This is a genomic window from Paenibacillus rhizoplanae (assembly GCF_042684125.1).
Taxonomy (GTDB): domain Bacteria; phylum Bacillota; class Bacilli; order Paenibacillales; family Paenibacillaceae; genus Paenibacillus_AQ; species Paenibacillus_AQ rhizoplanae.
The window spans coordinates 18,349-32,331 of the sequence record NZ_JBHUKY010000033.1 but is presented as its reverse complement, the minus strand read 5'-3'; the positions used below and the strand labels follow the sequence as shown (position 1 = coordinate 32,331).

Annotated in this window: 9 protein-coding genes; all 9 read left to right on the top strand. The window is 55.0% G+C overall.

The window, feature by feature from the left end:
- The first annotated feature begins 91 nt into the window (after positions 1-91).
- The 9 genes from ACFSX3_RS18930 (at position 92) to ACFSX3_RS18890 (ending at position 13,913) form a co-directional block, all read left to right on the top strand.
- Positions 92-1,270: an ROK family transcriptional regulator gene (locus ACFSX3_RS18930; RefSeq protein ID WP_209988412.1), complete on the top strand. Its 1,179-nt coding sequence runs from the start codon at positions 92-94 to the stop codon at positions 1,268-1,270.
- Between the two features lie 43 nt (positions 1,271-1,313).
- Positions 1,314-2,297 (top strand): ROK family protein, encoded by a 984-nt coding sequence (locus tag ACFSX3_RS18925; protein WP_209988415.1) that lies wholly within the window; start codon positions 1,314-1,316, stop codon positions 2,295-2,297.
- 10 nt (positions 2,298-2,307) lie between these two features.
- The gene (locus ACFSX3_RS18920; RefSeq protein WP_209988554.1) at positions 2,308-3,510 is read left to right on the top strand and encodes an MFS transporter; all 1,203 of its coding nucleotides are present in this window, start codon (positions 2,308-2,310) and stop codon (positions 3,508-3,510) included.
- An 18-nt stretch (positions 3,511-3,528) separates the two neighbouring features.
- Positions 3,529-5,781 (top strand): helix-turn-helix domain-containing protein, encoded by a 2,253-nt coding sequence (locus tag ACFSX3_RS18915; protein ID WP_209988418.1) that lies wholly within the window; start codon positions 3,529-3,531, stop codon positions 5,779-5,781.
- 349 nt (positions 5,782-6,130) lie between these two features.
- Positions 6,131-7,723 carry an extracellular solute-binding protein gene (locus tag ACFSX3_RS18910; protein WP_209988422.1) on the top strand — a complete coding sequence of 531 codons (1,593 nt, stop codon included), beginning with the start codon at positions 6,131-6,133 and terminating at the stop codon, positions 7,721-7,723.
- 131 nt (positions 7,724-7,854) lie between these two features.
- The gene (locus ACFSX3_RS18905; protein ID WP_209988557.1) at positions 7,855-8,721 is read left to right on the top strand and encodes an ABC transporter permease; all 867 of its coding nucleotides are present in this window, start codon (positions 7,855-7,857) and stop codon (positions 8,719-8,721) included.
- A gap of 27 nt (positions 8,722-8,748) precedes the next feature.
- Positions 8,749-9,621 (top strand): carbohydrate ABC transporter permease, encoded by an 873-nt coding sequence (locus ACFSX3_RS18900; RefSeq protein ID WP_209988425.1) that lies wholly within the window; start codon positions 8,749-8,751, stop codon positions 9,619-9,621.
- Positions 9,622-9,712: 91 nt separating this feature from the next.
- Entirely contained in the window at positions 9,713-11,446 is a 1,734-nt protein-coding gene (locus ACFSX3_RS18895) for a hypothetical protein (protein WP_209988427.1), read from the top strand.
- 94 nt (positions 11,447-11,540) lie between these two features.
- Positions 11,541-13,913: a glycoside hydrolase family 95 protein gene (locus tag ACFSX3_RS18890; protein WP_209988430.1), complete on the top strand. Its 2,373-nt coding sequence runs from the start codon at positions 11,541-11,543 to the stop codon at positions 13,911-13,913.
- Positions 13,914-13,983: the final 70 nt, after the last annotated feature.

The following is a 13,983-nucleotide window of genomic DNA, read 5'->3' as shown; positions in this document are numbered from 1 at the left end:
GGTGCTGGATAAATCGCCCGAAAGACTGTATATTAGACTGTATATTAAGTTAGTAAACTTAATTAACTATGTATAGAACGGAGTATGAATCGTGAGAATTCAAACGGCCGGGACCCCCAAGGTCATGCGCAATCTGAATGAATTTCTGATTCTGGACCGGATCATCGGCGGCGGACCGCAATCCAGGGCGGATCTTAGCCGGTATACCGGCTTAAGCAAGCCTACGGTATCCTCGGCCATTGCTCATCTTATAGAACGCGGACTGGTCAGAGAGACCGGCAGAGCCGAGAATACCCAGGGCCGCAAAGCGACTCTAGTGGAATTCAACCCGAAATGCTTTTATACCCTGGGGGCCGAGGTGGGGGGGAGCAGCCTGCGCATAGCACTCGCAGATATGAGCGGAGAGCTCTGCTATTACAAGCAGCTGTCTATGCCGGAGGGCGGGCTGACAGAGGCGGTATATCAAGACTTCCTGGTTCAGAGCATAGAGGGACTGCTTGCGGATTCCGGGATCTCCCGGGAGAAGCTGCGGGCGGCGGCCTTCGGCATTCCAGGCGTGGTGGACCCGGCAGATGGCAGCGTGTCTGACCTGGTTGCCCCGCTGCGCGGGTGTGAAGGTGTGCTCGCAAGGGCTAATCTGGCCCGGCTGTTCCCCGTACCCATTGTGACGGAGAATGATGTCAACCTCGCGGCTCTGGCGGAGTATGCCTCTTCGGGTATGGCGGCAAGCGGCTCTCTGCTGTACTTCTCCATCGGCGCAGGAACCGGGGGCGGCCTTATTATCCACGGGGAAATCTACCGGGGGCTTGGCGGCGGTGCTGGTGAGCTAGCCAATCTGATGCTGAGCGCAGGCAGGCTGGAGGATGTGTTGTCTACAGACGGATTAAGGCAACTGGCCTATCGGATGGCAAAAGAATACACAGGCGCAGGTGATACAGCGCACCTGCTGTCCACACCTGGAGGACCGGCAGAGCAGATATGGGATGCAGTACGCAGAGGCGAGCCTCTGGCACTGACTATTATCGAGGCCTATTGCAATCTGCTTGCAGAGGCGGTGGGCAGCATTTGTACAGTGATGGCTCCAGCGACTGTGGTTCTTGGAGGCGAACTGGGCAGCCATGGAGAGATCCTGCTGGAGAGGCTGGAAGCCAGGCTGGGCGGGCTTCAACGGAAGCCCCGGCTGGCTGCTTCCAGCCACGGGGACAAGGATGTGGTACTTGGAGCGGTCCAGACCGCGGTCCAGTTGGCTTTTCGTGAGCTGCGGGCATAAGGAGCATAAGTATATATTTTATAGAATGACGGGGGAATCCTAGATGAATATGTTAACTGCCGGAATTGATGTGGGCGGCACCAAGACACTGCTATGCCTCACAGATGAAGAAGGAACGGTGCTTGAACAGTACAAGGTGGAGACGCAGCTGAGCCGGGAGCCGGAGGTGTTCTTCCGCTGGTTATTCGCCGAACTGGAGCAATTCTGCAAACGTAACGGCACTACGCTCGCTTCTCTGAAGGGAGTGGGCATCGGGTTCCCGGGAGTCATGAATGAGCGCACCGGCACATTGACCAGCGCACCGGCGCTCAATTGGCCTGCAACCACAGATATTCGTCCGGTAATTGCAGCTTATTATCCCGGACTGGTGGTGCTGGACAATGATGTGAACATGGCAGCTATGGGCGAGTATGCAGCGGGATCGGCTGCCGGGTCGGAGCATTTCATTATGATCACAGTCGGGACGGGGGTGGGCAGCGCCTTGTTCCTGAACGGCCAGCTCTACCGGGGAGCCAGCTTCGCTGCGGGTGAGATCGGCTATCTCATCGTTGAGCCGGGAGCGGTTAATGCCGCTGCTGATTCGGAGTACAGTGAGTTCGGCCCTTTTGAGATGGAGGTATCCGGCACGGGGATTGGAGCGAAGGCGGCTGCCAGGCTGCACGGGAACAACAGTAGTTCATTGATAAGAGAGCTGGCGCAGGGCGATGCGGTCCGGGCGGAGCATGTATTTGCAGCGGCGCAGCAGCAGGATGAGACAGCACTTGCGCTGCTGGATCATGCGTATGAACAGATGGCGGCGGCGGTCAAGAATATAGCGATTACGCTGGATCTGGAGCTGGTCATTCTCGGCGGCGGTGTCGTGGAGAAGAACCCGGGCTATGTGCAGGAGGTTGCGGCGCGGGTCAGCCGGTATACTCCTGAGCAATCTTTATTGATCCGGCAGGCGGTGCTCGGCAATCAGGCGGGAGCGATAGGTGCTGCGGCGGCGGCCCGAAGCAGGCTGAACGCAGGAACCGGGCAGAATTGAGGGTATGAAGATGAGACGCGGAACAAGTATAAGGAGATTCTCTGTAGGCAGCAAGGAGAGCGAGGTCCTGTTGAAGATGCGCGGGCTGTATCTGTTCACAGGTCTGGCCGGGGGCAGCTTCAACCCGTATGTCACCTCTCTTCTGGTTCATCAGGGCATGACGAGCCAGAGGATTGGAATCATGATGGCATTCGGCACCTTGCTGGCGATTCTGTTTCAGCCGTTATGGGGAATTCTGGTGGACCACTATCAACGAACAAGACTGGTACTAATGCTTACCCTAATTGTTCCCGGCACCATAGTCTATTTCTACAATGTAAAATGGCTTGTCGTCATTGTGCTGGTATACAGCTTGTATACGATTTTTCAGAGCACCCAGACGCCGATTGCCGACGCTTATGCTGTGAATGCAGCTTCAGCCGCAGGCACCTCGTTCGGGACCATCCGGCTGTTCGGCAGTATCGGTACGGCGCTGGGAGGGTACTTCGGCGGACTGTATCTGAACTGGATGGGAGTTACAGAGCTGTGGATTCCCTTCCTGCTCTTCAACCTGCTTGCCCTTCTGCTCGTGATTACCATCCCGGTGAATGTGGAGCGGCGGACGCATCACGTAACCTTCACCAGCGGAATCAGGCAGCTGCTGGGCAACCGGGTCTTTCTGTTGTTTCTCGCCGGTTGTTTTCTGGTGAATCAGACGCTTACGGCCTTCAACTCCTTCTTTGTCCTGACCTTCCAGATGGCGGGCGGGAGCTTCGCATGGTCAGGCATCGCCCTGATGATTGCTTCCATTACCAGTGTTCCGGCCATGCTCGTGGCCGCAAGCGTTCTGAAGAAGTACGGCTATGAGAAAACATTGATGCTGGCCTCCGTTGTCTACATGCTCCGCTGGGCGATCCAATGGCTCATTCCTGTTCCCGGTGTTATGATAGGTGTCCAGACGCTGCACGGTATGTCTTTTGGTTTCTTTTACATTGCAGCTGTGGAATATGTGGCCTCCATTACGGGCAAAGAGCTGCAGGCCACAGGACAAAGCCTGTTCAATATGGTGTTTGTGGGGCTTGGAGGCATTGCCGGGAACCTGCTGAACGGGTATTTGCTGGATAGCGGCGGCCCGCGACTAATGTATTTCTCCTGTACGGTCAGCGCCGCGCTCGGCGCTTTGCTGCTGTACAAGGTAAGCTCCATTTCACATAAGAAGCAGCAGTCTGAATAAGAAGAAGGGGGAAGCTCTATGAAGCGCAGTTGGTATAGTCGGATGCTATTCTCATACTTCCCTGTCTTCCTGCTTGTAGTCACTGTTCTAATCTTCCTGGCCTTCATGGTCATTACGGAGCTGTCCCGCAGCGAGACGGAGAAGGCCAATTACATATCCACCCGCTATGTGGCGGATACGGTGGAGCGGACCTTGAATGATATAGAGCTGGGCGTGCTGCAGGAGATCGGAAATAACTATTCCTATAATGACTTCCTGGATGCGCCCTCCGGCACGGACTCACCGGCTGGAAGCTCGTATGAAATTGTGCAGAGCATGAACCGGCTATCTGAACGCTTCAGCCTGATTGATTCGATCTATGTCTACCGTAACAAGGACAAGCTGATGCTGGGCCAGAGCGGATACGTGAATCCGGGACAGGGCCAGGGGCTGGAGGCGGAATATTTGCAGCAGCTCTCCGCGAATAAGCAGCAGCAGGGGTGGAGCGCTGTACGGATGGTTCAGCCCAGGAACTCTCAGGACTTGCGGCCGGTGATCAGCCAGGCCAGCAGGCTGCCGATTCCTTGGGGCTCCGACGGTTACATTGTTATTAATGTCAGTGTGTACCGCATAGAGCGTCTGGTGGACAGCTTAACGAGTGGGGAACTGTCCTTCCTGCGGATCAAGGATGTCTCGGGGACACCGATCTATGATTCTGCTCCCGCCGCAGACGGTCAGAATAACAGAACGCTTTCGAAGGTCGAGGCGAAGAATCTGGGCTGGACCTTCGAGAGCGGGCTGCGGGCCGGGCGCTTATTCGACTGGATCTCGGTGATCTCCTACATCTGGTTCATTCTCGGGCTGCTGACGATTGCGCTGGGCATAGTGTACATCATCTACATCACCCGGCGGAATTACCGGCCCATCCATCAGCTGATGGTGCGGATTCAAGGACTTCAGCCTGCGGCCCAGAATGCCGCGCCTGCCGTAGCTTCCGATGAGCTGGCCCTGATGCATAACGCGCTGGACCGCCTGGTACAGATCACCACCGACTATGAGCGGGAACGCTACGAGAATCTGGTCATTCAGCGCCGGGAGCTGTTCCAGGATTTCCTCAGCGGACAGCGGCTGGAGGATGCGGCAGAGCGGCTGGAGTCGCTGGACCCTTTTGAGGGCACCAGGGAGTTCGAAGCCTTCGTTGTATTCGCAGCCGAGCTGAACCGGGAGAAGGACTTGCATGCGCTGCCTGCTCAAGATCAGAATCTGCTGAAATTCGCCCTAACCAATGTACTGGGGGACTTGATGGCAGATAGGCAGCTTCAGGCGTGGGCCGAATGGATCAGCGGGGAGCGGCTGGGGATTATTATTGGCTTCCGGTTCCAGCCGGTGAAGGATGACAGCGATACGATGCTGGAGCTGGCAAGAGACTGCCACCGCTGGATTATGGATAATCTGCGGGTATCCCTGACCTTCGGAGTGGGGCCGGTCGTCCGGGGCTGGCGGGAGATCAAGAATTCATACGCGGCAGCGGCTGAGGTACTGAGTCACAGGCTGGCCCTGGGAACAGATATTGCGGCAGTCCATATGGTGGACGGGAGGGACGATTCCGGACTACAGAGCTATAAATACTTCGGGAGCTTCACCCAGCTGGTCCGTGAATTCCGCCTCTCGGGCGAGAACTGGCGAATCCGGCTGGACGAAATCTTCGATTCCTTCCGCAAGGACCGCCTGAAGGACGAAGAGATTTATATGCTGCTGGAAGTGCTGCTGCAGGCACTGGAGCAGGAGCTTAAGGGCATAGCGGAGACACTCGACCGTCAGCTCGCGGCAGCATGGAGCGGCGGTCTGCGGGAACGTATCCGGGGCAGCACCGATCTTGAAGAGATCCGGGAGCTGCTGACCGGCTGGCTGAATGAAACCTACCATGTCTATGTGTCGGTCAATGAACTTAAGAGCCACCGGGTGATGATTACCGAGGTTAAGCATTATATTGAAGAGCATTATGCCAATCCTGATCTCTCCTTGAATCATTTGAGCGAACGGTTCCAGATCTCTGCGAAATACGCCAGCTACCTGTTCAAGGAAGAATTCAATATGAAGTTCGTGGACTTTCTCGCAGAGCAGCGGCTGATGAAGGCCAAGGAACTGCTGGAGACGACTTCAGAGAGCATACAGGATATTGCCCTGCAGATTGGATATGCTAATTCCATTACCTTCGGACGGGTCTTTAAGCGTATTACGGGCATGACCCCGGGGGATTACCGCAAATCGAAGCTCCATAAAGATGAATAAGCACTGCGTAAATCCGGCTTCAGCTGATTCCGGGTTTGCGCTTTTTTTGATTATTGGGGTTGGTAGGGTTCAACGATCCGGAAATTATATAACAAATAGTGTTATATATATGTTATATAATTAGGTTTAAGGATACAATTCTCGTGAAGCATTCCTACGATAATTGTATATTCGAAATGAAAAATGCTGCAATTTCATTGGTTTTTTCATGAAAATTCAATAAGAAACATGTATATTGTCGAATTACGCAAACGATGTAATAATTCATCACATGGTCAAGCCGTAAGCATCATACAGAGACAACAGGCTGATTGAAATCAGAATTCGAAAGGGATAGGTGGTAGGAAATATGACAAATGATAACGGTAAAAGAAAGTTGGCTCTCGGTCTCTCAGCGGTTCTTATGTCATCCATGGTATTGTCTGCATGCTCGTCTAAAGATTCCAATGAAGCAAGCGGCAACGGTGCAGCACCAGCCGGCAGCTTGAAGATCGAAATTTTTGACCGTGGCAATGCGCCGGCCGGTGTTACGGCATCCGATAATTTCCTCACCAATTATGTTAAAGAGAATTTCGGCAAGGCGAATAATATCGATGTGGAATTCGTCCCTATCCCCCGCTCGGAAGAAGTGACCAAGCTTAATGTTCTGATGGCCAGCGGAACCGATGTCCCTGATATCGTCTTCACCTATGACTCCGGGACCTTCAACAAATATGCCGAGCAGGGCGGGCTGACGGATCTGACTCCGCTGCTGAAGGAACACGGACAGAACCTGACCAAGTTCCTTGGCGAGGATACTTTGCGCTACGGCCAATACGATGGCGTCCAGTATAGCATTCCTGCCAAACGCTCTACGATAGGTAAATATGCTTCCTTCATCCGTCAGGATTGGCTGGATAAGCTGGGGATTCCCGTTCCGGCTACCTCAGAGGAGTTATACAATACACTGACCGCCTTCAAGACCAAAGATCCGGGTGAGACCGGCGGCAAGGTGATTCCACTGGGCATGACGATTGCTGCAGCGCAGTATGATTCGCTGGTCTGGTCCTTCATCAAGCCGGTTAGTGAGCAGGAGCGCTTCGAGCTTACACAGAACCTGAGCTCCCGGGACTACCCGATTCTGCTGCCCGGATTCAAGGATGCCATTCAATATATGAACAAGCTGTATAACGAAGGGCTGATCAGCAAGGATTTTGCCCTGGATGAGAATAAAGAGACCCTTACACAGAATATCGGGAACGGGCTTGTGGGCGCATTCAGCGATGATAACGATGCGATCTTCTACCCTGACGGTACTTATGATGTTCTGACGAAGAATAACCCGAAGGCGGTACTGAGCGCCATTGATCCGTTCACGAACAGCGAGGGGAAGACGGCCAAGCCGGTATCTGCTCCGAACGGGATGTATATTATGATTCCGAAGTCCAGCAAGCATGCGGTGGAAGCTATCAAGTATCTGGACTGGATGTCTACAGATGGTCATCTGCAATATATCCAGAACGGGATTGAAGGCGAGCATTACAAGCTGGAAGACGGCGTGCCGGTCTCCATTCCGGATCTGTCTGCCGAATCCTCGAACAAGCTGTCAGGCGGCGGGGATATCGGGATTATTGCGAACGGACGGATTTTCGAGAGCCAGGAGAAGAATAATGAGGCCTTCGTGAAGAGCTTCCGCACCCAGTATCAGGATATCATCGCGAAATCACTGAATATTTCCACCACTAACCCGATTGAGCCGGTGTTCACCAGCCGTCCGATTGAGGCCGAGAGCAAATACGGCACGACACTTAGCGATAAAATCAAGCAGTTGATGGTGAAATCTACAATGGTCTCCCCTGGCGAATTCGAAGTCACCTATGAGAGTATGCTGAAGGACTACATGTCGAGCGGCGGACAGGCCATTCTGGATGAACGCAAGGCTGCCTACAGCGAGCAGAAATAATTGAATTTGAGGTCCGTGAGGGAGGGGAGCGGCAGGGCTGCTGGTCTTGGCTGCTCCCCTTACAGCCTCAGGGGCACAGTGGAGGAGGAATCATTGTGGGATATACCCGTTATTTCCGCAGAAATTGGCAGATGTACGCATTGCTGGTCTTACCCATCCTGTTCTTTATTATTTTCAAATATGGTCCAATGTACGGTGTGCAGATTGCGTTCAAGGACTTCAACTTCTTCAAAGGCATTGGTGGCAGTGAATGGATTGGTCTTGACGGATTCCGCGAGGTATTTGCGAATCAGGACTTTTATATAACCTTACGCAACACGTTGATGCTGAACTTTCTGGATCTGATCGTTTCTTTTCCCGCCCCCTTGATTATTGCCATTATGCTGTTTGAGCTGAAGGTGGTCTGGTTCAAGAAGCTGTCTCAGACGATTCTGTATATTCCGCATTTTATTTCCTGGGTAATCATCGGCGGGATTGTGTATCAGCTCTTTGGCCAGCAGTCCGGGATGATTAACAACCTGTTAACGAGCCTGGGGCTGGATGCCATTCCTTTTCTCTCTGACAAAAATTATTGGCTGATCACTTACCTGCTGACTGGTGTCTGGCAGAGCGCAGGCTGGGGGACGATTCTCTATCTGGCAGCACTCGCGGGCATCAATAAAGAGCTGTTCGAAGCGGCGGAGGTCGATGGGGCCGGAAGAATCAAGCGCATTCTGCATATTACGATTCCGGGGATCAAGCCGACGATTGTTACGCTGCTGATCATTAATCTGGGCAACATGATCTCGATTGGCTTCGAGCGGCCGTTCGTCATCGGTAACCTTGCCGTTATGGAATACTCGGATGTGCTGAGTACCTTTGTCTACCGGATCGGTCTGGAATCGGGGCAGTATACGCTGGCTACGGTGGTTGGATTGTTCCAGGCGGTGGTCGGACTTCTGTTCCTGCTGGCGGCGAACTATATCTCCAAGAAGCTTACAGACGAGAGCATCCTCTAATCAACCTTTGGATCGGGAGTGTACATTATGAATGAAAGAGCAGCTAACAAGGCGTTTGATACATGGATTGTGATCTGCTTAACCTTATCGGTGCTGGCATGTCTGATTCCGTTCGTGCATATTCTCGCGGTGTCCTTCAGCGGAACGGTCCCGATTGCTTCGGGCAGAGTTACTTTGTTCCCTATGGACTTCAACATTGAGGCGTATAAAAAAGTGTTCAGTGATGCTGCGATGATCCGCTCGCTGGCCTTCACGATATTCCTGACGGTGTTGTTCACAGCGCTGTGCATGATGATGACGGTTGCGGCGGGCTATGCCCTGTCGAAGAAGGATCTGAAGGGCCGTAAAATCTTCATGTTCATCATTGTCGTCACCATGTTCTTCAGCGGCGGTATTATTCCAGAGTATATTCTGACACGGGAGCTGCATTTGCTCAATACGATCTGGGCGCTGGTTCTCCCTGGACTTATTAGCCCCTTCTATATGATTATTCTGATTTCTTTTCTGGCCGGTATTCCTGACGCGCTTAAGGAGTCCGCAGAGATCGACGGCAGCAGCCAGTTCGGGACACTGATCCGTATCATTCTGCCGTTATCCATGCCGGTGCTTGCTACCTTAAGCCTGTTCTATGCAGTCGGCAGATGGAACGGATTCCAGGACACGCTGATGTATATCACGAAGCCGGAGCTGTATCCGCTCCAGCTTAAGCTCTATCATATGATCCAGAACAGCCAGGTAACCGATATGATGAGAATGGAGGGGAATGCGATCAGCACGGTTGTGCCGGAGAGTCTGAAGGCAGCTACTGTAGTGTTCGCCACGGTGCCTATTCTGCTGGTCTACCCATGGCTGCAAAGATACTTCGTCTCGGGTGTGATGACCGGGGCCGTGAAGGGTTGAAGCTATGGGCTGAAACAGTATTGGCTGGTGCAGGTGCAGGTTCAGTATAAATCATGCCCTAACAGGGCTGGCAGATAGGGGAGTCGAGCAGATGTTCAAGAAGATAACGGACATTAATGACAAATGGACAGCGGAATCCATGGAGCTGCAGATCAGTGACCGGGAGAGCCGGTACTTCGGGGGCGTGCGTGATCCGCTGAGCGGCGTAGCCTGGCCGAATCACACTGGCACGGCCCAGTATCTGGCGGCATGGGCGGCTGCGCTGGTGAATGAGCAGTCCCGGTATTACCGGGATCTGGTGCTCCTGGAGCAGCTGCATGAGGGGATGTCGTTCATGCTGCGGTTCCAGCATGAGGACGGCACGATCTCGCCGGGCTGGACGAATTATCATTCACCGCCGGATACGGCGTTCGTGGTGGTCGGATTAGCCAATATCCTCACGCTGCTCGAGCGGGAAAGCTGGCCGCCGCTGAAGCCGGTGACGGATCAGATTAGAACCTTCCTTGTGCGGACGATTCCGGCGATGCTGACCGGGGGTGTACATACCCCGAATCACCGCTGGGTGCTGACTGCTGCGCTGGGGTCTTTGTACCGGATTTTTGCCCTGGAGGAGTTACAGGCAAGAGCCGGGGAATGGCTTCAGGAGGGGATGGACATTACGCCGGACGGCGAATGGACGGAGCGGAGTAACGGAATCTACAATACGGTCAGTGACATTATGCTCTATTACGCTGCGCAGGATCTGAACCGTCCTGAGCTTCTGGAGCCTGTGCGCCTGAATCTGCGGATGATGAAATATCTGGTTCACCCGGACGGTGAGGTGGTCACCGATTATTCGGGGCGGCAGGATTTCGGCAGCGTCTATTCGCTGGCTGACTATTATCTGTGCTATCAGCTGATGGCAGAGCATGACCGTGACCCGGAATTCGCAGCTCTTGCGGAGCTGGCAAGCCGCTCGGTTATACATCCGGGTTCGCTGCCCAATCAGATTATGCTCGGGTTCCTGCTCTATCCGCAGATGCAGGCGGCTTCAGTCGCGCCGGGAGAACTGCCGGACAGCTACCGCAAGGTAATCAATGGCGCGTGGGGTCGTCAGGAGCTGATCGGCCTGATCGGGCAGGACGGCTACGGCGGACCTGTCCGCCACAGCAAGCAGCATACGGAATTCGGCGCTCCGGTTGCCCGGGTGCGCAGCGCAGAGACCAGTGTAAGCGTGATGACCGAGGCCTCCTCGCTGTTCTCGCTGCGGCACGGCCGGGCAACGCTGCTTGGGGTTCAATTGGCTTCGAGCTTCGGGCCGGGACTGATTACGATGGATACGCTGACGGAGCTTTCAGGCGGCTATCGTCTGGAGTCTGTAGCTGGGAAGGGGTATTACGGCACTATTCCCGCAGATAAGCTGCCTCCGCGCACCGGCTTTCCTGCCAGCCCGTGGTATCTGTTGCCTCATGGCGAGCGGCCGCTTACCCATAACCAGACCAGCAGTGTCTGCGTGAAGGTAAGCGAGTGGGAAGCGGGCTGGGATCTGCATTTCTCAACGCCGTCTCCGGCAGATGTGCTGACCCAGATCGTCCTGCTCTTCGGCAGCGAGGGCAGACTTGAAGGCTCCGCGCTGACGCCGGTGCCGGGGATGAGCGAGACTTCCTTCTGGACTGCCGGGACGCTGCGCTACAGCTCCGGGGAGGACTGGATGGAGCTAGAGCAGGGCTGTCATGAGCATCACCTGGCCGATATCCGCGGGATGAGCTACCCGGACGGCTGCCTTAAGGTCATCGTAACGCTCATCACTCCGCTTGAGTATACCCTGCGGATTCGTCTTTCCTGACAGATGCCTATATAATGAAAGGGTTATCAGGATTTATCAGGATGGAAGGGTTCAGCCAGATTAGAAATTACGGTGTATGGAGGTAAGCTGCGCAATGAATATTTCATTTAATACCCCTGCCACTTTTTGGGTGGAGGCGCTTCCAGTGGGGAACGGACGGCTGGGAGCCATGATTTTTGGCGGCATTGAGAAGGAGCGTCTGGCGCTGAATGAGGACACGCTGTGGTCCGGGTACAAGACAGACTGGAATAATCCGGGGGCCTTTGAGGTTCTCCCTAAGGTTAGGGCGCTGATTGCAGAAGGTAGGAATGAAGAAGCGGATGAACTATGCAAAAAAATGATGGGCCCCTACGCCCAGTCCTATCTGCCGTTCGGGGATCTGCTGCTTACGATGGAGCACGGGCAGACCATAGACGGGGAGTATAGCCGGAAGCTGGACTTGTCCACGGGTATAGGTACCGTCTCTTATGTAATCGGTGGTGTCCGGTATACCCGGGAGGTCTTCGCCTCTCACCCGGACCAGGCGATCATTGTCCGCTTAACGGCCAGCGAGGCGCACCGGCTCAGCTTCCGGGCGAAGCTGGACAGTCCGCTCCGTCACCGTTCGGAAGCAGATGGAGAGCACTACACGATTAGCGGACATGCTCCTGAATATGTGGCACCGAACTATTACGAAGTCGATGAGCCGGTTCGTTACGGTGGAGAGTCCCCCCGGAGTCTGAAGTTCCACGGCCGTCTGGCTGCGGTCCAGACTGGAGGCCGACTGGAAGCTAGTGCTGATGGTATACAAGTTACCGGCGCAACGGAAGCGGTTCTATACTTCAGTGCGGCAACCTCCTTCGATGCGCAGTCCGGTACAGTGAAGGCGGATTATGATGTACGGCAGCAGACTGCTGGGGCGGTACAGCGGATCATCAATGAGCCTTATGCTGGGCTACTAAGCCGTCATGTTGACGATCACCGGGAGCTGTTTGACCGGGTAGAGCTGCATCTGGGAGAGAGCCTGGCCCCAGAGGGCATGCCGACCGATCAGAGAATTGCCGCCTACGGCAGCAATGATCCGGGGCTGGTAGAGCTTCTGTTCCATTACGGCCGTTATCTGCTGATTGCCAGCTCCCGTCCCGGCACACAGCCGGCGAACCTCCAGGGCATCTGGAATCAGGACACCCGGGCGCCGTGGAGCAGTAATTACACGTTGAATATCAATGCGGAGATGAATTATTGGCCGGCGGAGATCTGCAATCTGTCCGAGCTGCACCAGCCGCTGATTGACTATACCCGGAGGCTGGCGGTCAACGGCAGCGAGACGGCCCGGATTAACTATGGCGCGCGCGGCTGGGTAGCCCATCATAACGCCGATCTCTGGGCGCAGTCGGCTCCCGTTGGCGGCTACGGCGACGGAGATCCGGTCTGGGCATCCTGGGCGATGGGCGGGGTATGGCTTACCCAGCATTTGTGGGAGCATTATGCCTTCAGCGGCGATCTGTCTTATCTGCGGGAGACCGCGTATCCGGTGATGAAGGAAGCGGCCTTGTTCTGCCTGGATTGGCTGATTGAGAACCCGGAGGGGCACCTGATTACCTCACCATCCACTTCTCCTGAGCACAAAATCGTAGACGGCGGCAAGAAGTATGCCGTCAGCGAAGCGGCAACCATGGATCTGTCGCTGATCGCGGAGCTGTTCACGAACTGCAGCCTTGCAGCCGGATTGCTTGAGCTGGACGGGGAGTTCGCAGCTGAGCTGGAGACCGCCCGCGCACGGCTGCTGCCGCTCAAGGTGGGTGCCGGAGGCCGGCTTCAGGAATGGTCGGCGGATATGGAGGATGAGGATGTGCATCACCGCCATGTCTCCCATCTGGTCGGGGTCTACCCCGGCAGGTCGATCACGGAGAAGTTAGCTCCCGAGCTGTATGAAGCAGCAAGAACCTCGCTTGAGATTCGCGGAGACGGTGGAACCGGCTGGAGCCTGGGCTGGAAAATCGGACTATGGGCCAGATTCAGACAGGGTGACCGCGCCAAGCAGCTGATCTCCAACCTGCTGACGCTGGTTCAGCCGGAGGCCGTTAACAATGAACGCGGCGGGGTCTATCCGAACCTGTTCGATGCTCATCCGCCGTTCCAGATTGACGGGAACTTCGCGGCTACAGCCGGTATTGCCGAGATGCTGCTGCAATCCCACCAGGGAGTTCTGGAGCTGCTGCCCGCCCTGCCTTTAAGCTGGAGCGAAGGACGGGTGAAGGGACTACGCGCCCGCGGCGGCTATGAGGTGAACCTGACCTGGAGCGCCGGCGTTCTCGGGCAAGCGGAGGTTATCGCTCATCTTGGGGGAGTCTGCCGGGTTCTGGCAGAACGCCCTCTGGAGATTACGCGCGGAGAAGACCGGCTATTGGTGGAGCCGGATTCGGATGGCCTGGTGAGTATTGAGATGCAGGCAGGGGAACGTGTAAGTGTACGGTATGCGGAGTGAAGCAGGCGAAGTAAATAAGGAGAGTAAATCATAGACTGTACAGTTTGCAGCACACTTCAGATGGATGGAG